The organism is Janibacter endophyticus (assembly GCF_016888335.1).
GTDB lineage: Bacteria > Actinomycetota > Actinomycetes > Actinomycetales > Dermatophilaceae > Marihabitans > Marihabitans endophyticum.
Genome location: NZ_JAFEJG010000004.1, coordinates 217,257 through 236,799 on the forward strand (window position 1 = coordinate 217,257; position 19,543 = coordinate 236,799).

General features: G+C 72.1%; 20 protein-coding genes. 11 read left to right on the forward strand and 9 right to left on the reverse strand.

Annotation, left to right across the window (positions count from 1 at the left end; all coding sequences use genetic code 11):
* From JNO54_RS01080 to JNO54_RS01090, 3 genes are read left to right on the forward strand one after another with little or no spacing between them, the layout of a single operon-like run.
* Nucleotides 1-1,023 carry an ABC transporter substrate-binding protein gene (locus tag JNO54_RS01080; protein WP_204142228.1) on the forward strand — a complete coding sequence of 341 codons (1,023 nt, stop codon included), beginning with the start codon at nt 1-3 and terminating at the stop codon, nt 1,021-1,023.
* Nucleotides 1,020-1,799 carry an ABC transporter ATP-binding protein gene (locus JNO54_RS01085; RefSeq protein WP_204142229.1) on the forward strand — a complete coding sequence of 260 codons (780 nt, stop codon included), beginning with the start codon at nt 1,020-1,022 and terminating at the stop codon, nt 1,797-1,799. Before JNO54_RS01080 ends, JNO54_RS01085 begins: the two co-directional genes overlap by 4 nt.
* Nucleotides 1,796-2,536 (forward strand): class I SAM-dependent methyltransferase, encoded by a 741-nt coding sequence (locus tag JNO54_RS01090; RefSeq protein WP_204142230.1) that lies wholly within the window; start codon nt 1,796-1,798, stop codon nt 2,534-2,536. Before JNO54_RS01085 ends, JNO54_RS01090 begins: the two co-directional genes overlap by 4 nt.
* Nucleotides 2,537-2,539: 3 nt before the next feature.
* Here JNO54_RS01090 and JNO54_RS01095 read toward each other — a convergent pair whose 3' ends face one another.
* Complete coding sequence (locus JNO54_RS01095; protein ID WP_204142231.1) at nt 2,540-3,103, reverse strand: TIGR03086 family metal-binding protein; 564 nt, start codon at nt 3,101-3,103, stop codon at nt 2,540-2,542.
* 109 nt (nt 3,104-3,212) lie between these two features.
* Between JNO54_RS01095 and JNO54_RS01100 the strand changes: the two genes are divergently transcribed.
* A complete protein-coding gene (locus JNO54_RS01100; RefSeq protein WP_204142232.1) occupies nt 3,213-4,031 on the forward strand; it encodes an SGNH/GDSL hydrolase family protein in 819 nt (272 codons plus the stop codon).
* Nucleotides 4,032-4,069: 38 nt separating this feature from the next.
* On the opposite strand, the gene JNO54_RS01105 is transcribed toward JNO54_RS01100, so the two are convergent.
* The 4 genes from JNO54_RS01105 to dnaK all read right to left on the reverse strand — a co-directional run bounded on the left by JNO54_RS01105 (nt 4,070) and on the right by dnaK (nt 8,197).
* A complete protein-coding gene (locus JNO54_RS01105; RefSeq protein WP_204142233.1) occupies nt 4,070-4,519 on the reverse strand; it encodes a heat shock protein transcriptional repressor HspR in 450 nt (149 codons plus the stop codon).
* A 2-nt stretch (nt 4,520-4,521) separates the two neighbouring features.
* A complete protein-coding gene (locus JNO54_RS01110; protein ID WP_204142234.1) occupies nt 4,522-5,559 on the reverse strand; it encodes a DnaJ C-terminal domain-containing protein in 1,038 nt (345 codons plus the stop codon).
* Nucleotides 5,560-5,657: 98 nt separating this feature from the next.
* Nucleotides 5,658-6,305: a nucleotide exchange factor GrpE gene (locus JNO54_RS14860; RefSeq protein ID WP_307817994.1), complete on the reverse strand. Its 648-nt coding sequence runs from the start codon at nt 6,303-6,305 to the stop codon at nt 5,658-5,660.
* Complete coding sequence (gene dnaK, locus JNO54_RS01120; RefSeq protein ID WP_204142235.1) at nt 6,302-8,197, reverse strand: molecular chaperone DnaK; 1,896 nt, start codon at nt 8,195-8,197, stop codon at nt 6,302-6,304. Before dnaK ends, JNO54_RS14860 begins: the two co-directional genes overlap by 4 nt.
* Nucleotides 8,198-8,408: 211 nt before the next feature.
* Between dnaK and JNO54_RS01125 the strand changes: the two genes are divergently transcribed.
* Together JNO54_RS01125 and JNO54_RS01130 are read left to right on the forward strand one after the other, a co-directional pair.
* On the forward strand, nt 8,409-8,696 hold the full coding sequence (locus JNO54_RS01125) for an NUDIX domain-containing protein (protein WP_233703137.1): 288 nt from the start codon (nt 8,409-8,411) through the stop codon (nt 8,694-8,696).
* 406 nt (nt 8,697-9,102) lie between these two features.
* Nucleotides 9,103-10,593 carry an HNH endonuclease signature motif containing protein gene (locus JNO54_RS01130; protein WP_204142236.1) on the forward strand — a complete coding sequence of 497 codons (1,491 nt, stop codon included), beginning with the start codon at nt 9,103-9,105 and terminating at the stop codon, nt 10,591-10,593.
* Between the two features lie 51 nt (nt 10,594-10,644).
* Here JNO54_RS01130 and JNO54_RS01135 read toward each other — a convergent pair whose 3' ends face one another.
* Nucleotides 10,645-11,019 (reverse strand): hypothetical protein, encoded by a 375-nt coding sequence (locus tag JNO54_RS01135; protein WP_204142237.1) that lies wholly within the window; start codon nt 11,017-11,019, stop codon nt 10,645-10,647.
* A gap of 193 nt (nt 11,020-11,212) precedes the next feature.
* On the opposite strand from JNO54_RS01135, the gene JNO54_RS01140 reads away from it, so the two are divergent.
* The 3 genes from JNO54_RS01140 to JNO54_RS01150 all read left to right on the forward strand — a co-directional run bounded on the left by JNO54_RS01140 (nt 11,213) and on the right by JNO54_RS01150 (nt 13,671).
* Nucleotides 11,213-11,758 (forward strand): hypothetical protein, encoded by a 546-nt coding sequence (locus tag JNO54_RS01140; RefSeq protein ID WP_204142238.1) that lies wholly within the window; start codon nt 11,213-11,215, stop codon nt 11,756-11,758.
* Between the two features lie 36 nt (nt 11,759-11,794).
* The gene (locus tag JNO54_RS01145) at nt 11,795-13,084 is read left to right on the forward strand and encodes a DUF2254 domain-containing protein (RefSeq protein WP_204142239.1); all 1,290 of its coding nucleotides are present in this window, start codon (nt 11,795-11,797) and stop codon (nt 13,082-13,084) included.
* Nucleotides 13,085-13,194: 110 nt separating this feature from the next.
* On the forward strand, nt 13,195-13,671 hold the full coding sequence (locus JNO54_RS01150; protein WP_204142240.1) for a cupin domain-containing protein: 477 nt from the start codon (nt 13,195-13,197) through the stop codon (nt 13,669-13,671).
* Between the two features lie 62 nt (nt 13,672-13,733).
* Here the strand turns inward: JNO54_RS01150 and JNO54_RS01155 are convergent, their stop codons facing one another.
* Nucleotides 13,734-14,939 carry an MFS transporter gene (locus JNO54_RS01155; protein ID WP_204142241.1) on the reverse strand — a complete coding sequence of 402 codons (1,206 nt, stop codon included), beginning with the start codon at nt 14,937-14,939 and terminating at the stop codon, nt 13,734-13,736.
* Nucleotides 14,940-15,000: 61 nt separating this feature from the next.
* Between JNO54_RS01155 and JNO54_RS01160 the strand changes: the two genes are divergently transcribed.
* Together JNO54_RS01160 and JNO54_RS14865 are read left to right on the forward strand one after the other, a co-directional pair.
* The gene (locus JNO54_RS01160; protein ID WP_307817995.1) at nt 15,001-16,305 is read left to right on the forward strand and encodes an MFS transporter; all 1,305 of its coding nucleotides are present in this window, start codon (nt 15,001-15,003) and stop codon (nt 16,303-16,305) included.
* On the forward strand, nt 16,302-18,095 hold the full coding sequence (locus tag JNO54_RS14865) for a glycoside hydrolase family 2 protein (RefSeq protein ID WP_204142242.1): 1,794 nt from the start codon (nt 16,302-16,304) through the stop codon (nt 18,093-18,095). The genes JNO54_RS01160 and JNO54_RS14865 overlap by 4 nt, the downstream gene beginning before the upstream one ends.
* Nucleotides 18,096-18,108: 13 nt before the next feature.
* On the opposite strand, the gene JNO54_RS01170 is transcribed toward JNO54_RS14865, so the two are convergent.
* The gene (locus JNO54_RS01170; protein ID WP_204142243.1) at nt 18,109-18,567 is read right to left on the reverse strand and encodes an SRPBCC family protein; all 459 of its coding nucleotides are present in this window, start codon (nt 18,565-18,567) and stop codon (nt 18,109-18,111) included.
* Nucleotides 18,568-18,733: 166 nt separating this feature from the next.
* Complete coding sequence (locus tag JNO54_RS01175; RefSeq protein ID WP_204142244.1) at nt 18,734-19,522, reverse strand: ceramidase domain-containing protein; 789 nt, start codon at nt 19,520-19,522, stop codon at nt 18,734-18,736.
* Between the last annotated feature and the right edge of the window lie 21 nt (nt 19,523-19,543).

A 19,543-nucleotide genomic window follows, 5' to 3' on the forward strand; every position in this document is an offset into this window, starting at 1 on the left:
ATGCCCCTTCGCCCCTGGCGCCACGCCGGGACCGTCACCGCGCTGACGGTCGCCGCCGGGCTGCTCGCCGCCTGCGGCTCCGCCGAGCCGACGAGCGGGGCCCCGACGAGGGCCGACGACGGTCACTACCCCGTGACCATCGAGAACTGCGGCGACGAGGTGACCTTCGAGGCCGAGCCGCGCAACGTCGTCATGCTCAAGAGTGCCTGGGTGCCCTACCTCGACGCGCTCGGGGTGCTCGACCACGTGAGCGCCAAGGCCGGCGCCTACCCGGAGGGCTACTACGACGACGACACGACGGCGGAGGTCGCCGCGATCGAGTCGCTCACCGACCGGCTCGACACGAGCGGGCACCTGCTCATCTCCAAGGAGGCGGTCGTCGAGCGCGAGCCCGACCTCGTCCTCGGGCACATCGACAACCTCGACCGCGCCTCGCTCGGCGCCGTCGGCATCCCGATGCTCGAGGTCGGCGGGCTGTGCCCGAAGGATGCCCCCCAACCGTCCTTCGACGAGGTCTACGCGGAGATGCGGGACTTCGGCCGGGTCTTCCACCGCGATGAGGAGGCGGAGCAGGCGGTCGCCGCCCTCCAGGAGCGGGTCGCGGAGGTCACCAGGTCTGCGCCGAAGGGGGACCCGGGCACCGGGGAGCCGCGCACCGCGGCCGTCCTCTACCCCACCGTCGGCGGCGGCACGACCTACGCCTACGGCAACCGCTCGATGGCCGACCCGCAGCTCGAGGCCGCCGGCCTGCGCAACGTCTACGCCGATGTCGACGAGCGGGTCTTCGAGGTGACGACCGAGAGCCTGCTCGCGGAGGACCCTGACGTGCTCGTCCTGCTCCACTCCGACGGCGACCCGGCGCAGGTCGAGGAGGCCATCACCCGTCTGCCCGGTGCTGCTCGGCTCACCGCGGTCCGCGAGGGCGATGTCATCACCCAGCTCTTCAACTTCACCGAGCCCCCGAGCCCGCTGGCCGTCGACGGGCTGGAGCGGATCATCGAGCACGTCGCAGGCACGCCGTGATCGAGGCACGCGGCCTGACCTTCGCCTACCGGAGCGCCCCGGTGCTGCGCGAGGTGAGCCTGCAGGCCCGCCCCGGCCGGGTCCTCGGGCTCATCGGGCCGAACGGCTCCGGCAAGACCACGCTGCTCCGCTGCCTCCACGGCGGGCTCCGACCCCAGGCCGGCGGCGTCGCTCTCGACGGACGCTCGCTCGACGAGATCCGTCCGGCCGACGTCGCCCGTGAGGTCGCAGTCGTCGTCCAGGAGGGTGGCGGCGAGACGGCCCTCACCGCCGCCGAGATGGTCCTGCTCGGGCGCACCGTCCACCTCGGCGGCTTCGTCGCCGCCCGGACCGAGGACCACGACGCCGCTCGCGCCGCGCTCACCCGGGTCGGTGCCCTGCACCTCGCCCGGCGTGACCTCGCCGAGCTCTCCGGCGGTGAGCGGCAGCGCGTCCTCATCGCCCGTGCCCTCGCCCAGGAGGCCGGCCATCTCCTCCTCGACGAGCCGACGAACCACCTCGACATCCGCTACCAGCACGAGGTCCTCTCGCTCCTGCGAGGACTCGGGCGCACCACCGTCGTCGTCCTCCACGACCTCAACCTCGCGGCCGCCTACTGCGACGACCTCGTCCTGCTCGACCGCGGCCAGGTCGCCGGCGCCGGGACGGTCTCCGAGGTCCTCGACCCTGACCTGCTCAGCAGGGTCTACGGCATCGGCGTCGACCGGCTCGACCGCGACGGCCAGGTGCACCTGCTCTACACCCCCCTCCGCCCCACCTTCGAGGAGACCGCATGAACCCCAGGCCCGGCACGACCGTCCAGACCGACCCGGGCCTCCAGCCGTGTCTCGACGACTACTGGACCCACCGAGCCGGCGCCTACGACGCCGGTCAGCGACGTCCCGAGCGGTGGGACGAGGACCGCGCGATGTGGTCACGGATCTGGTCGGGGGCGCTGCCTCAGCCGCCGGCGCAGGTACTCGACCTCGGCACCGGCACCGGGCACGCCGCCCTCCTCATCGCCGAGCTCGGCCACGATGTCATCGGCCTCGACGCGTCCGCGGGGATGCTCGCGGTCGCGGAGGAGCACGCCCGCGAGGCTCGGGCAGCGGGGCGGCCCACGCCGACCTTCGTCCTCGGCGATGCCGTCGACCCGGACGTGCGGGCCGAGAGCCTCGACGCGGTCACCAGCCGCTACCTCGCGTGGACGCTGCGCGACCCGGTCGGCGCGATGACCCGCTGGCGGGAGGCGCTCCGGCCCGGCGGGGTGCTCGCGCTCGTCGACAGCACGTGGTTCACCGACGGGCTCGACGAGTCCCCGCCGGAGTTCGTCGCGTCCTACGGCGCGGTCCTCGACGACCTGCCGCTGGCCCGGGCGACGTCGATCGTGCCGACCGTCGAGGCGGTACGGGCCGCAGGCTTCCGCGAGGTCGCCGTCCGCGAGCTCACCGAGGTCCTCGCGGCCGACGAGCGGTTCGGTGCCGCTCCCGGCCACCGGCCGCGGCTGCAGCACCTGGTCACCGCGCGGCGCTGAGAGCTATCGCGCGTCGCGCCCGAGGCGGGCGAGCACCCGCACCTCGCGCGGCTCGTCGGCGCCGACCTCGACGGGGTCGGCGCACACGCCCTCGGCGTACAGCTGCTCGCCCCACTGCCCCGCCGCCTCCTCGATCGCGTCGAGCTCGTCGTCGGTGAGCCGCGCATCGACGCCGGTCGCCCGCGCCACGTCCCACCGGTGGACGACGAGGTCGAAGCCGTAGAACGCGTCGAAGACGTCACCGACCGTCGAGGTGCCGAAGGGGGTCTCGTGCGGCTTCTCGCCGATCCGGTCGTCGGCGAGGGCCCGGGCAACCGCCTCGGCGTGGGTGCGCCAGGCCGTCGCCGGCCCGTCGGTGACCTTGGGCTCGGGGTTCGGCATCGAGGCGCCGGCCTGGAGCATGAAGGTGCGCTGCGTGTCGATCATGTGCTGCACGACGTCGGCGGCGCTCCACCCCGCGCACGGCGAAGGGCGGTCCCACGCGTCGTCGGGGACGGCGTCGAGGAGCCGGGTCAGCGGGGTGTTGCGACGGTCGAAGCGGGAGGCGGCGTCCATGGGTCGGGGCATGGACCCACCCTGCCAGGGAAGCGCGCCGGTGAACACCCGACGAAGACTCGGCGGACCCCCCTTCGCCCGCTTGAAACCGACCCGGCCGACGCGATGACATGACCATGACATGGCTGGTCTGCTCGTCGCCGTCGGCGACTCCTTCACCGAGGGCGTGGGCGACCCGCATCTCCACTACCCCAACGCGGTCCGGGGCTGGGCCGACCGGCTGGCCCGTCAGCTCGGCCGGGCCGACGAGCGGTGGCGCTACGCGAACCTCGCGATCCGCAGCAAGTTCCTCGACCAGATCGTCGACGACCAGCTCGACGCGGCGCTCGCGATGGAGCCGACGCACGTGACCTTCTTCGCCGGGGGCAACGACCTGCTCGTGCTGCGCGCCGACCTCGACCAGCTGATGGAGCGCTACGAGGCCGCGCTCGTCCGGCTCGCCGGGTCGGGGGCGGAGGTCGTGGTCTTCACCGCCTTCGACATCCGCACGACGCGACTGCTCAGCCCGCTCGTGCGGCGCGTGCTCACGTACAACGAGAGGGTCCGTGAGCTGGCCGCCACGCACGGAGCGACGCTCGTCGACCACGCGCAGATGCGGGAGTTCGAGCACCCGTCGCTGTGGGCGGCGGACCGGATCCACATGTCGCGGTGGGGGCACAAGCGGATGGCCGCCCTCGTCGCCGACGCGATCGGGGTGCCGCACACGCTCAACCTGCGCGACCTCCTGCCGCACGAGCCGCGCGACTGGCGGTCGGCGGTCGAGGCGGAGGTGACCTTCGTCCGCGAGGAGGTCGTCCCGCTCGTTCGACGCCGGCTGCGCGGCGAGTACGACGGCGACCGCACCCACCCGAAGTGGCCCGAGCCGGTCTACCCCGCCGAGGGGCTCAAGCGGCTGCACGCCGAGCGGTGGCTGGCGGTGCCTCAGCAGCGCGCGTTCTGAGTCGGCGACGGCTCAGCGGCGGCTCAGGGTCAGCCGGCTCAGCGACGCGGGTCGTAGAGGATGAGTGCCTGCGAGGCCGACCGGGGCCGAGGTCGCTGCCCGTGGCGCAGCGCGACGATCTCGCCGGCCGAGCCGACGGCGAAGAAGCGCGAGCCCTGACCGAGCTGGGCGCGGGCGGTGTCGAGCTCCTCGGTCAGCTCGCTCACGCGGGCGCGGAGCGCCTCGACCTGGTGCTCGAGCTCGAAGATCCGCTGGATCGCGGCGAGCGAGACGCCCTCCTCCTGGGAGAGCCGCTGGACCTCGCGGAGCCGGGCGACGTCGGCGGCGGAGTAGCGCCGTCCCCCGCCGCGCGTGCGCGACGGGGTGACGAGGCCCATCCGGTCGTACTGCCGCAGGGTCTGCGCGTGCATGCCGGCGAGCTCGGCCGCGACCGAGATGACGAAGACCGGGGTCTCGTCGTCCGGGCTGAAGCCGTGCACCCCGGCCATCGCTACTCCCCCGCGCGCGCCAGCAGGTCGGCGCGCGGGTCGGCGGCGTCCTGCGAGAGCGTCTCGACGGCAGCGCGCTGCTCGTCGGTGAGCTCGGTCGGGACGACGACGGAGACCTTGGCGAGGAGGTCGCCCGTGCCCTTCTTCGCCGGCACGCCACGACCCTTGACCCGCAGGACGCGCCCGCTCGGGGTGCCCGGGGCGACCCTGACCTTGACCGTCGTGCCGTCGAGGGTGGGGACCTGGACGGTCGCGCCGAGGGCGGCCTCGGCGAAGCTCACGGGCAGGTCGACGGTGAGGTTGTCGCCGTCCCGTCCGAAGACGGGGTGCGGCTGCACGGTGACGGTGAGGATGAGGTCCCCCCGGTCGCCGCCGGTGCGGCTGGGTGCGCCCTTGCCGCGCAGGCGGATCTTCTGGCCGTCCTTGACGCCGGCGGGGATCTTGGCGGTGATCCGCTCACCGTCCGCCGACAGCGTGACGGTCGAGCCGGTCACCGCGTCGCGGAACGGGAGGGTCGTGCGGGCGGTGAGGTCCGCGCCCTTCTGCGGGCCGCGGGGGGCGCGGAAACCCGCACCCTGGCCGCCGGGGGCGCCGCCGAAGGGGGACCCGCCGCCCTGGCCGAACATCGAGAGGATGTCTTCGAGGTCGGGCTCGGCGCCACCCCCGCCGCCGGGGAATCCACCGCCGGTCGAGTAGCGCACGCGGCTGCCACCGCCGCCTCCCCCGCCGAACATCGACGAGAAGACGTCCTCGAAGCCGCCGTTGCCCCCACCGGGCCCGCCGGCGGTGAAGCGGGCGCCACCGCGCGCCATCGAGCGGACCGCGTCGTACTCGCGGCGCTGCTCAGGGTCGGAGAGGACCGCGTGGGCCTCGCCGACGTCCTTGAACTTCTGCTCCGCCGCGGTGTCGCCCGGGTTGCGGTCGGGGTGGTGCTGCTTGGCGAGCTTGCGGTACGCCTTCTTGATCTCCGCGGCGTCAGCGCCCTGCGAGACGCCGAGGATCGCGTAGAAGTCCTTCTCGAACCAGTCCTGGCTAGCCATCTGGGTCCTCCTCCTCTCGGTGATGTCCTACCGCCGAGATTGACACGACACGCACTGCGGCATGCTCCCGCGCGCGTGTCGCGTCAATCTCGCGGGTCCTACTCGGGGTCAGCGACGGCGACGCGGGCGGCGCGGATGACCCGCTCGCCGGCACGGTAGCCGGGCTGCATGACGACGACGACGGTCGTGCTCGTCGCGTCCTTGGGGAGATCCTCGTTGCTCGCGTCCCAGGGGGCGTGCATGAGGGCCTCGTGGAGCATCGGGTCGAAGGCCTCACCGACGGCACCGAAGCGCTCCAGGCCGTAGCGACCCAGCGAGCCCTCGAGCTTGTCGGCGATGGACCGGAAGGGCCCCTCGGCGAGGTCGCCGTGCTCACGGGCGAGGTTGATCTCGTCGAGCACCGGCAGGAGCGACTCGAGGACGTCCCCGATGGCGCGCTGCTGGATGTCCGCACGGTCACGGTCGACCCGGCGCTTGTAGTTGACGTACTCGGCCATGAGCCGCTGGTGCTCGTCGAGGGTGACCATGGCGGCGGCGGGGCCCGCCTCCTCGGACGAAGGGGTGGACCCCCCTTCGCCCGCGGTGGCCGCCTGGTCGTTCGCCCCAGACGGGGAGCCGTCGGTGCCGGCCCCGGGCTGACCGCCCGGGACCGACTCGCCGTCGTTCACGGCCTCGACGTTCACCGCGTCACCGTCGGCGTCGTGGACGACGTCCTCGGGCTGGGGGTTGCTCGTCGGGTCGCTCACTTGGTCTCCTCGTCGTCCTCGACGACCTCGGCGTCGACGACGTCGTCGTCACCGCCGGTCGCGGAGCCGGCGTCCGCGGTGCCGGGCTCGCCGCCGGGGACGTCGCCGGACTCGCCCTGCTCGGCGGAGGCCGCGTAGAGGGCGGCGCCCATCTTCTGCGACTCCTCGTTGAGGGTGTCGACCTTCTTGCTGAGGTCCGCGGCGGAGACGCCGGACTCGGGCTTGAGGGCCTCCTTGAGGTCGGCGAGCGCGTCGTCGACGGGCTTGCGCTGGTCGTCGCTCAGCTTGTCGCCGCTGTCGGTGAGGAACTTCTCCGTCGAGTAGACGAGGTTCTCCGCGGTGTTGCGGGCCTCGGTCTCCTCACGGCGCTGCTTGTCCTCCTCGGCGTGGGCCTCGGCCTCCTTGACCATGCGCTCGATCTCCTCCTTGGACAGCGCGCTGCCGCCCGAGATGGTGATCTTCTGCTCCTGGCCGGTGCCGCGGTCCTTCGCGGAGACGTTGACGATGCCGTTGGCGTCGATGTCGAAGGTGACCTCGATCTGCGGCACGCCACGGGGGGCCGGGGCGATGCCGGAGAGCTCGAAGGTGCCCAGCGGCTTGTTCTGCTGCGCGATCTCGCGCTCGCCCTGGAAGACCTGGATGAGCACCGACGGCTGGTTGTCCTCGGCGGTCGAGAAGACCTCGGACCGCTTCGTCGGGATCGCCGTGTTGCGCTCGATGAGCTTGGTGAAGAGGCCGCCCTTGGTCTCGATGCCGAGCGAGAGCGGGGTGACGTCGATGAGCAGGACGTCCTTGCGCTCACCCTTGAGGACACCGGCCTGGAGGGCGGCGCCGAGCGCGACGACCTCGTCCGGGTTGACGCCCTTGTTGGGTTCCTTGCCGCCGGTCATCTCCTTGACGAGCGCGGAGACGGCGGGCATGCGGGTGGAGCCGCCGACGAGGACGACGTGGTCGATCTCGCTGAGGGAGACGCCGGCGTCCCGGATGACGTTCTCGAAGGGCTGCTTCGTCCGGTCGAGGAGGTCCTTGGTCATCTGCTCGAACTGGGCACGGGTCAGCGTCTCGTCGAGGTGGATGGGGCCGTTCTCGCCCATCGACAGGTACTGGAGGTTGATCGACGTCGACGAGCTCGAGGAGAGCTCCTTCTTCGCCTGCTCGGCGGCGTCCTTGAGGCGCTGCATGGCGATCTTGTCGTTCGACAGGTCGACGCCGGTGTTGTTCTTCACCGAGGTGAGGAGATGCTGGACGATGCGGTCGTCCCAGTCGTCGCCACCCAGGGCGTTGTCACCGGAGGTGGCGCGGACCTGGATGGTCGCGAAGCCGTCCTCGGCGTCCTTGCCGACCTCGAGGAGCGAGACGTCGAAGGTGCCGCCACCGAGGTCGAAGACGAGGATGAGCTCGTCCTCCTTGCCCTTGTCGAGGCCGTAGGCCAGGGCGGCCGCGGTCGGCTCGTTGACGATGCGCAGGACGTTGAGGCCAGCGATCTCGCCGGCCTCCTTGGTGGCCTGGCGCTCGTGGTCGTCGAAGTACGCGGGGACGGTGATGACCGCGTCGGTGACGTCCTCACCGAGGTAGGCCTCGGCGTCGCGCTTGAGCTTCATGAGCGTGCGCGCGCTGATCTCCTGGGCGGTGTACTTCTTGCCGTCGATGTCGTCGGAGGTCCAGTCGGTGCCCATGTGACGCTTGACCGAGCGGATGGTGCGGTCGGCGTTCGTCACGGCCTGACGCTTGGCGATCTCGCCGACGAGGACCTCGCCGCCCTTGGAGAAGGCGACGACCGAGGGGGTGGTGCGTCCGCCTTCGGCGTTCGCGATGATCGTGGGCTCGCCACCTTCGAGGACGGCGACAGCAGAGTTGGTGGTACCGAGGTCGATGCCGACGGCACGTGCCATGGGGCGCTCCTTGTGCGTTCGAGGCGAAGGGGGCGGGCGCCCCCTTCGATCGGGGTTGAGTTCTCTCGGCTCACGGTACGAAGGTCAGTCGGACCTGCGCAACTTCAAAGCCGAAAAGTTGAGTACGTCTGGCTCAACTACGGCCGAAGGGGGTTTGTTCCCTGGGACCGGGACCGTCGTGCAAGCATCGACGGCATGACCCGGATCGCCGTTGCCCTCCTCGTGCGGGACGGCCGCGCGCTCCTGGCGCACCGCCACCCGGACCGGCAGGTACCCCGACTGCTGGGACCTCGTCGGCGGCCACGTCGAGCCGGGCGAGACGCCCGAGCAGGCGGTCGTCCGCGAGTGCAGGGAGGAAGTGGGTGTCGAGATCGCCGACCCGACCCCCTTCGCGATGGCCTTCGACGACCCGACGCTTGAGGTTCACCCCTTCGTCGTGACGCGCTGGGCGATGCTGCCGGGGATCCGCCGAGCCGTACAGCAGGCGGCACCACACTGAGCCGCTGGCGCACGGCTGCCGTCCGACTGCAATCGGGCTGGCAGGATCGAAGCCATGAGCGACGACGACTTCTGGGACCCCGTCCATGGGAGATGTCGCGATGCCGTCGAGGGGTGGAGTTGCGGAGTGGCGTATCGAGGGTGAAGGCGCCGGGGTCACCCGGGTCATCAGCGCACCTTCGCGGAGCGGTACATGTCTCGGCGCTCGCCCCGGGCGACCTGCCACGCTGGGCGGGGTCGACCCACTACCCGATGCTCGCCCGGCCGTCCAGGAGGTCGCGCACCGGAGATGACGGAGCGATCATCGCCGCCTGTCTCGGCCTCAGCAACGGCTTTGTTCTCGCGCACGGGAACGAGCCTCCCGGTCTCGCCCAGCGCTGTCACACCCCTGCGACAAAATCGAACGCATGTTCGAGGAGATCGAGACTTTGTGCGAGAAGATCCATAAGGGGATGAAGGTGGCGGCGTTCACCGCCATGACCCTCGGCCCCTCGCAGGACGTCGAGCGGCTGGCCGCAGCCACCGCCGCGATCGAGCGGGTCCGTCGAGCTGCGGACGCGGCGCAGCTCGCGGTGTTGGCCGAGCTGGCCCGCCGGGGTCATGCTCGTGACCCGGACACCGGTGAGGTGCGCCAGACCCGTGGCCCGGCGGGTGAGGTGGCCGAGATGGCGGTCGACGAGATCGCCTTCGTCCTGGGCTGCTCGGACCATCAGGCGGGTGTCCGGGCGGTTCTGGCCGTGCGGCTGGCCGACCATCTCGACCCCCTGATCCAGCCGCTGCTCGACGGTGGAGTTCCCGAGCAGACGCTGCGTCTCGTCGCGGACGAGACCGCGGGCGCTTCGCCCGAAGCGGTGGCAGCGGTCGTCGAGCACGTCCTGGCACCCAAGCGCGGCACGGAGACCCCGCGCATCGAGGCCCTCGACCGGCACGACCTCGCCCAGGCCAGTCGCCGGGTCCTCGACCGCATCGACCCCGGCTGGCGCGAGGAGAAGGCACGCGTCAACCGGACCGAACGCACCGACGTCCGCACCTACCCCGGCGACCTCGGCACCACCGAGCTCGTCGCCACCCTCCCCAGCGAGGCGGCCCTGGTCCTGAAGTCCGCCATCGACGAGCACGCCGCCGCCCTCCAACGCGACGAACCCAACCTGCTCGCCGGCCCCGCCCGCGCCCAAGCCCTGACCGACCTCGCCCTGCGCGGCGTCGAGGTCAGCACCCACATCACCCTCGGCCTAGCCCTCGTCCACGATCCGTCGAGCTCACCCCTCGGACCCGTTCCCACCAACGGGGACGAGCGAGAGGGCCCACCCGGTGGCCCCGTCGTTCCCACCAACGGGGACGCGCGCCAGACGCCCTGGCTCGGCGGCATCGAGATCCCCCGGATCGGGTGGATCCCCGGCTCCGTCGTCCAGACACTCACCCAACGACTCGACACCCGCATCACCCGAGCCCTCCTCGACCCCGACGAAGGCACCGTCCTGGAGACCTCCGTCACCGGCTACGTCCCCCCACCCTCGATGAAACGCCTCGTCCGCCTCCGCGACACCCGCTGCCGCATGTACGGCTGCGACCGACCAGCCATCGCCTGCGACCTCGACCACGCCAACCCCTACCCAGACGGCCCGACCAGCGCCGAGAACCTCGGACCCCTCTGCCGCCACCACCACCGCGTCAAGCACTCCCCCGGCTGGACCTACACCCTCCACCCCGACGGCCACGCCGAGTGGACCAGCCCCGGCGGCACCCGACGCGTCACCTGGCCCACCGCGCACGCGCCCGTCGAGTCGGGAACTGTCGAGTCGGGAGCAGTCGCGGCAGTCAAGGTTCAGACGAACCCTCTCGAGGCCGGGGCTCCCCTCGAGCGCGTCGACGCCGCGCTCGGCTCACCGCCCTTCTGAGACGCCGTCCACTCCCCCGCGAGTTCAGTGGCGGAGAGGCCCGTGGAGAGGTCAGTGGCGGACGGACCGCGGCCCGACCACCTCGACGCCCAGCCCGTCGAGCCGAGCGAGCAACCCTCGGTCCGCCGTTGCAACAGTCACCTCCTGACCGCCCTCCACGGCGGACACGCATCGGGCGACGATCTCATCGTCGCCCTCCCTCGGAGCATGGACGGTCTCGACGGCACTCAGCTCGCCGACCGCCGTCGTCCCCTCGGGGACCCGCCTTCGCGCCTGACCCTCGAGGACGAGGACTACCCGCTCGTACGGCAGCTCCGCGGACGTGAGGTGGTGGTGGAGCCGCGCGGCCGCCGTTGCCCGGTCGCGCCACCACCCGTCCGGGACTGAGCCCACGACGTTGGCACCATCGACGACGAGCACGCACACGGGTCGATCGTGGCACGAGGGAGGGGCTCGTTCCCCTGGGCGGGGACGCGCACTGAAGGGAACCAGCACTGAGGGGGAACGAGCAATCAGGGGGCCGCTCGTTCCGCTGGGCGGGGGCGGGCGCTCAGGGGGCGTCACGAGGGGGCTACCCCCATGGTGGGCCCGCACCGGCGAGGCCACGCTGGACGACATGATGTCGAGCCAGCCCCTCGCCCGCTCCACAGGCGCCGCACGCTCTCCAGGCACCGACCGCCCGTCGACCGCGAGACGCCCGCAGCGGTGGGAGCAGGTCGCGGCGTGGGCCGCCTTTGCGTGCACCGTCCCGTCCGCGGTGTGGCGCCTCCTCATGCTCGTGGGGGCACTCCCTGGCACTGCCGAGCTCCGTGCCCTCCATGCAGACGAGCCGGGCTACGTCGTCGGGCTGAGCATCGTCCAGGTCCTCTGCGGGTGGCTCGTCGTCGGGCTCGTCCGACCGTGGGGGGAGCGCCTCGCCGGCATCGACATCCCGAGGTGGCTCCCAGTGATCCTCGGGACGCTCGGCGGCCTCCTGGTGACCTGGCTCTTCACCGTCACGCTCGCCGGTCAGCTGCTCGGCGGGGCGCGACCCGACCAGTACACGGTGCACGGCAGCGCGCTCGCCCTCATGGTCGCTGCCTACCTGCCGATCCTCCTCTGGGGCCCGCTGACCCTGGCGGCTGTCGTCGGCTACGCCCGACGCCACCTCGCCGGACGCTCCTGACTCTGCCCCTTCGCCTGCTGAGGCAGGATCGGGGGCATGAGCAATCGTGAGCCGGCTCGTGGCGACGTCCCGATCGTCACGCCGCCATCGACGTGGGCGCGGCTGTGGCAGCCCTTCTGGGCGCTCCCGCTCGCGATCGTCCTCGTCGCGCTCGCGCTCGGCGTCGCCCTGCCGGTCGTCGACGGGCGGATCGCCGAGCACGTCCCCTGGGTCTTCCAGGGCGGACCCGACGGGGCTCGGTCGGTCCTCGGCACCATCGCCAGCGCGATGATCTCCGTGACCGGGCTCGTCTTCTCCATCACGATGGTCGTCCTGCAGCTGGCGAGCAGCCAGTTCACGCCGCGGGTCCTCGGCGACTTCCTCTCCAGCAGGGTCACGCAGATCACGCTCGGGGTCTTCACGGCATCCTTCGTCTTCAGCCTCACCGTGCTGCGGTCGGTGCGGGGCGGGTACGAGGGCTCCGATCCCTTCGTCCCTCAGCTCTCCGTCTCGCTCGCCTTCGTCCTCGTCCTCGCGTCAGTGGCCTGCTTCCTCGCCTTCATCCACCACATCACGACGACCATCCAGGTCTCCGAGGTGATCTCGGCGATCGGCGAACGTACCGTCCGCGGGGTCGCCGACGTCTACCCGGTCGAGGCCGACGAGGGCGCCGACGACCTCGGTCGCACCTGGTCACCATCGCCGGGGACCCGTCACGTGGACGTCATCGCGAAGGACCGGCACGGCCACGTGGCCCGGGTCGACTACCGCCGGCTCGTCGAGCTCGCCCAGGAGCACGACACCGTCATCCAGCTGCTCGTCCCGGTCGGCGCCTGGGTCGTCGAAGGCTCCGTCATCGCCCGGGTCTGGGGCGACCACGACCTCAGCCACGACCAGTACCGGGTCATCGACCGGGCGGTCCGGCTCGGGTCGGCACGGACGATGAACCAGGAGGTCGGCTTCGGCATCCGACAACTTGTCGACATCGCCGAACGCGCCCTCTCCCCCGGCATCAACGACCCGACTACCGCTGTTGAGGTCATCCACGAGCTGCACCGGGTGGGGCGGCACCTGGTCCAGCGCTCCGCCCCCAGCCCGTACGTCGTCGACTCCGAGGACGTCGTCCGGCTCGTCCACCGGCCCCAGCGCATCGAGGACCTCCTGACGACCATGGTCCGAGAGATCGCCCACTACGGGCAGGACTCGCTGCGCATCCCAGCGGCCCTGGCAGCGATGCTCGACGACCTCGCCTCGACGACACACCCCCGATACCGCGCGACGATCGATGAGCTCAGGGACGAGGTAAGGAGGAAGCACGACTACGACGCCCCGCCGGAGGAGTCGTGACGAGGGTGCACGTCGGGGGTGACACGTGCGCACTCGGGCAGCGTGTCCCACCCCCTGCGTAGGGTGGTTGGCAGACCACCCGACCACCCCACGGACAAGGAGCGACTCGCATGAAGATCACCGACAACGGTCCGAAGCCCAACGCCTTCGACATCGAGACCGCGACCACTGAGAACACGACGTACCGGACCGTCGCGTGGACCGGCAAGTACCTCCAGGTCACGCTCATGTCCATCCCGGTCGGCGAGTCGATCGGCCTCGAGACCCACCCCGAGACCGACCAGTTCCTCCGCCTCGACGCCGGGCAGGGTCGCTGCGTCATGGGCCCGAGCAAGGACAACCTCGACTTCGAGCAGGAGGTCTCGGACGGCTGGTCTATCCAGGTCCCGGCCGGCATGTGGCACGACGTCATCAACACCGGCGACGAGCCGATGCAGGTCTACGCCGTCTACGCCCCCACGCACCACGCGCAGGGCATCGTCCAGCAGACCTTCGAGGACGCCGAGCGCGACGAGGACTCCGGCGCGGACGGGCCTCCGGAGTGGACCGTCCAGCCCGGCACGGGGAAGCCGGACGAGACCGCCTGACGAGATCCTCCGGCCGGGCGGGCCCCCTGGCCCGCCCGGAGGGTTAACGCTCCGGACCCGCCTCAGCGGCGACGATCGGGAGCCGTCTCCGCCGCGCTCAGCCACGGCCCGATCGCGAGCACCGAGATCACCGCCGTCACGGCGAATGCCTCGGCCCAGCCGAGCTGGTCGGCGACGACTCCGATGAGCACCGGACCGAGGATCGCCCCGCCGTCCTGGAACATCTGGAAGGACGCGAGCACCTTGCCTCCGGAGCGGTCCTGCCCGACGACATCGGCGACGGCCGCCTGCTGCGCCGGGTTGACCAGGCCTGCGCCGACACCTGAGACGGCGCAGAGCGCGAGGAGCACGACGAGGTTCGAGCTGAGGCCGATGAGCCCAAGCCCGACGGCGGTGACCGCCAGACCGACGAGGACCATCGGCCGCCGGCCCCACGAGTCCGTGTACCGGGAGGCGACCTGGAGGGCCGCCGCCGTCCCGACCGCCGACACTGCGAGCGCCGCCCCCGCGACCCACGTCGCATCGTGCACCGCGACCGCGAACTGCGGCAGGATCGCCACGCGCACACCGAAGTTCGCCCACCCGTTCGCGAAACCGGAGGCCAACGCCGCGCGGTACGTCGACGATCCCACCGCCTCCCGGAAGGGCATCGGGGGCGCCTCGTCCCCCTTCGCCGCCGGCCGCAGCCGCGCGCCTCGGAGGAACCACGCGACCATCGCCGCGGCCGCGAGGATCGCGACGCCGTAGAGGACGAAGGGGACGCGGTAGCCGAGCTCGGCGAGGAAGCCACCGAGGACCGGCCCGATCATCCCGCCGATGAGGAAGGCGCTGCCGTACGCCGACGCGACCCGCCCGCGGATCGCCGGGGGCGAGAGCCGCACGAGCAGCGACATCGCCGAGACCGTGAACATCGTCGACCCGAGCCCGCCGAGCCCGCGATAGATGAGCAGCTCGGTGTACGACGACGCGATCGCCGTCGCGAAGGACGACAGCGCGACGATCACGAGGCCCGCGAGGTAGACCGGACGCTCCCCGAGCCGCGCGACGAGCGACCCGCCGGCCGGGGCGAAGACGAGCCGGAAGAAGGCGAACGCCGACACGACGACCGAGGCCGCCGCCACCCCGACGTCGAAGCTGCGTGCGTACGCCGGCAGGACCGGGGTGATGAGCCCGAAGCCGAGCGCGATCGCGAAGGCCGCAGCGACGAGCACCCAGACCTGCTGCGGGATCGGCGAGCGCTCCCCTGTCACCCCTGTCGCCTCGCTCACCGGCACAGCCTAGGCAGCCGAAGGGGGTGTCCCGCACCGGCCGTCGTGGCAGGGTGACCGCGTGGTCACCTCCTCTCCCCGCTTCTGGCCGTGGGTCGTGCTGCTCGGGCTCGTCGGCCAGGTCGCCTGGGCGGTGGAGAACATGTACCTCAACGTCTACGTCTACGACACGATCACCGACTCCCCCACGGTCCTCGCCGCGCTCGTCGCGGCGAGCGCGGTCGCGGCGACCCTCGCGACGATGCTCGCGGGCGCCGCCTCGGACCGAAGGGGTCGACGCCGGCCCTTCATCGCCGGCGGCTACATCCTGTGGGGCCTCTCGACCGCGGCCTTCGGCTGGGTCGGGACGGACACGGTGGGTGCGCTGGCGCCCGCGGGGCAGGCGGTGGCCGTCGCGGTGGTCGCGATCATCGCCCTCGACTGCGTCATGAGCGCCTTCGGCGCGACGGCCAACGACGCCGCCTTCCAGGCCTGGGTCACCGACTCGACGACGCAGACCAACCGCGGCCGCGTCGACGGCGTGCTCATGACGATGCCGCTGCTCGCGATGCTCATCGTCTTCGGCGCGCTCGACCCGCTGACGCGGGCGGGCGAGTGGCGCACCTTCTTCCTCCTCGTCGGCGGGGTGACGACCCTCGTCGGCGTCGTCGCGCTCGTCGGGCTGCGCGAGAGCCCACGGCCGACGCCGAGCGGCGGCTACCTCTCGTCGGTGCTCCACGGGCTGCGGCCGAGCACGGTCCGCGAGTCCCCGCGCCTCTACCTCACGCTGGTGGCCTGGCTCGTCGTCGCGACGAGCGCGCAGGTCTTCCTGCCCTTCCTCATCATCTACGTCCAGCGCTTCCTGCGGATCGACGGCTACGCGCTCGTCCTCGCGGTCGTGCTCGTCGGGGCCGCGGTCGTCAGCGTCCTCGGCGGGCGGCTCCTCGACCGGGTCGGCGCGGACCGCGGGGTGCTCCCGGCCGCGGCCCTCTACGTCGTCGGCCTGCTCCTCATGGTCCCCGCGCGCGGCATGGCCGCGGTGATGCTCGCCGGTGTCGTCGCGATGGGCGGGATGCTCCTCGCGACCGCGGCTCTGTCCGCCACGGTCCGCAACCTCACGCCCACCGACCGGGCCGGGCAGGTCCAGGGGCTGCGGATGATCTTCGTCGTGCTCGTGCCGATGGTCCTCGGCCCCTTCGTCGGCGCCGCGGTCATCGCCGGCGCCGACGAGACCTACGTCGACCTCGGCGTGGTCCGGCAGGTGCCCTCGCCGTGGATCTTCCTCGCCGCCGCGGTCGTCGTGCTGCTCGTCGTCGTCCCGATGCACCTGCTCCGCCGGCACGGCTCGGTCGCCCGACCCGAGGAGACCCAGGAGGTCCACCCGTGATCACCCCGTGGGGCGAGGCCCTCGACCCCGACGCCGTCCTCCAGGAGCACCCGCGGCCGCAGCTCGTCCGCGACTCCTACCTCAACCTCAACGGCCGGTGGGAGCACGCGGTCACCTCCGCCTCGACCACCGACCCACCGGACATCTGGGACGGCCCGATCCTCGTCCCCTTCGCCCCGGAGGCGCCGCTGTCCGGCGTCGGCCGCACGATCCGGCCCGACGAGCACCTCTGGTACCGCCGGAGCGTCACCCTGCCCGCCGGCTGGCGGCGCGACCGCGTGCTGCTCCACCTCGGCGCCGTCGACCAGGACTGTGAGGTCTGGGTCGACGGGCAGCACGTCGGCGGGCACCGGGGCGGCTACCTCCCCTTCGTCCTCGACGTCACCGACCACCTCGCCGAAGGGCTCGCCCGCGAGCTCGTCGTCCGCGTCCGCGACGTCACCGATACCTCCTTCCGCAGCCGCGGCAAGCAGACCCTCGAGCCCGGCGGCATCTGGTACACCCCCTTCGCCGGGATCTGGCAGACGGTCTGGCTCGAGTCGGTGCCGGCCCCGTGGGTCGACCGCCTCGTCCTCACCCCCCACCTCCCGCAGGGCGACCTCGAGGTCACCGTCGTCGCCGGCGGCCAGGGCGAAGGGGGGCCCGCCCGGGTCGTCGTCCGGGCGGGTGACGTGACGGTCGCCGAGGCGGAGGTGCCGGTCGGTGTCCCGACCCGGCTGCCGCTCGGCCCGGACGTGCGCCGGTGGTCACCAGAGGACCCGTACCTCCACGACGTCGAGGTGACCCTCGGAGAGGACCGGGTGACGAGCTACGCCGGGATGCGCTCGGTCGGCGTCGGGCTCGACGAGGCCGGGCGGACGCGCCTGCTGCTCAACGGCGAGCCGTACCTCCACGTCGGGCTGCTCGACCAGGGGCTGTGGCCCGACGGGCTCGCCACGGCACCCTCGGACGAGGCGATGGCCCACGAGATCGAGACCGCACGCGCCATGGGGTTCACCATGCTGCGCAAGCACATCAAGGTCGAGCCGCTGCGCTGGTACCACCACTGCGACCGGCTCGGGATGCTCGTGTGGCAGGACGCGGTCAACGGCGGACGGCGGCACAAGCCGGCCGTGGTCACCGCGCCGGCGCTGCTCCCCCTTCGCCTGGACGACCGGCGGTACCGGCTCTTCGGCCGACAGGACGCGGCGGGTCGCGCGGAGCTGCTCGCCGAGCTCGACGCGATGGTCGAGCTGCTGCGGTCGAGCCCGAGCGTCGTCGTGTGGGTGCCCTTCAACGAGGGGTGGGGGCAGTTCGACGCGAGCGCCGTCGCGCGGCGGGTGCGCCGTCTCGACCCGACGCGGGTCGTCGACCACGCGAGCGGGTGGCACGACCAGGGCGGCGGCGACATGGCGAGCCGGCACGTGTACTTCCGGCGGTACCGGCTCTCGCGGCGCGACGAGCACGACCCGCGCGCTGCGGTGCTCAGCGAGTACGGCGGCTACAGCCACCGCGTCGCGGGGCACGTGTGGAGCGACGAGGAGTTCGGGTACCGGCGGATCGCCGACCGCGACCGCTTCGAGGAGGCCTTCATCCGCCTCCACGACGACCAGGTCGGTCCGGCGATCGAGCGGGGGCTCGCGGCGGTCGTCTACACCCAGCTCACGGACGTCGAGGAGGAGAGCAACGGCCTGCTCACCTACGACCGGCGGGTCACGAAGATCGAGCCCGACATCGTGCGGGCGATGACCGACCGGCTCCGGGCGCGCTTCGACGAGGCCACGCGCGCGGAGGGCAGGGGCTCTGCGTGACCCCGCCGACGGCTCAGGTCAGCTCGGCCTGCGCCTTGAGCTGGGCCAGGCCCCGCTCGAAGTCCTTGCCGAGCCGGTTCTCCACGCGCATGACGGCGAAGAGCACCTTCATCAGCGGGTTCTGCCGACCGGTCATCGTCCAGACCGCCCGCGTGCCTGCGTCGACCTCCTCGAGGCCGATGCGCACGGCGTTCTGCGCGCGGAAGGGCTTGACGAAGTGCAGGTCCAGGCTGACCCCGTCGGGGCTCGAGTCGGTGATGAGCATCTCGCCCTCCCCGGCGTCCTTGTTGCCGACCCAGCAGTGACGAGCGCCGACGCCGCGGCCCGGGCCGGTGTACTCGTGCGACATCGACGGGTCGAGCGCCTCCCACGGCGACCAGCGCTCCCACTCGCGCAGATCGTCGACGAGCGCGTAGACGCGCTCACGGGGTGCGGCGATCATGATGTCGCGCGTGATCGAGAAGGTGCCCATGGCGCGGGATCCTAGGTCGCTGAGCGCGGTTGCAGGGCCTATCGGCCGTAGGAGAGTGCGACGACGATCGAGAGCGCGGAGAGGCTGTCGACGAGGGAGTTCTGCGAGATGAGCGAGCGGCCGATGCACCAGGCGATCGCCGCCGCACCGCCCGCGTCACGCAGGATCAGGTCGTCCCGCAGCGCTCGCTCGCGTAGAGCCGGTAGAGGCAGTACGCGGCGACCGCGCACAGCAGGTGCCATACCGCGTGGCCCTGGAGGAACGAGTGCGGGTCGCAGAGCAGGCCACCGTCGTGCGAGAGGAGCCAGATCCCGAAGGCGGCCAGCAGAGCACCCACCGCCCAGTACCCCCAGCGGTCGTCCCGCCGGCGGCGGCTGCGCAGGGCGAGCTCGATGCCGGCCGTCGCCACGAGCAGCGCGGCGAAGACCGCGTTGCCGGTGTGCCCGACGACCGGCACGCTCCCGGCCGTCGCGACCACCTCGCAGAGCACGACGAGCCCGACGAAGACCGTGCCCGCGAGGACGACGCCGCCACCGACGAGCCGCATCACCGCGTAGGCCGTGGCGAAGCCCGCGACGAGGTACATCGAGAGCATGTCGAGACGTCCGCCGAGGGCTGACTCGGTCGCGTGCATCGCCATCGACGCCGGGCCGAGGAGCGTGACGACGACCGCCATGAGGGTCGCGAGACGGGGCCGGGCCAGCTGCCCCTCCGGTCGCCGGGCGTGCCAGGCGATCGCGAGGCCGGCGACGACGAAGCCGAGGTTGCTCAGCGAGTTTGCCGGCTGCTTGAGCAGGCAGTCCCGCTCGGCCTCGCAGAAGAACCCGCCACGGTCGACGTCCGGGCCGAGCCACCCCTTCGCCGCCCCGACGAGAAGCAGGGTCAGGGTGACCGCCCCGACCAGGGCACTCACGGCCACCGGGACGAAGGAGGGACGCGTCGGGCCGGCGGTCATGGGCTGACTGTAGGTCGCGGT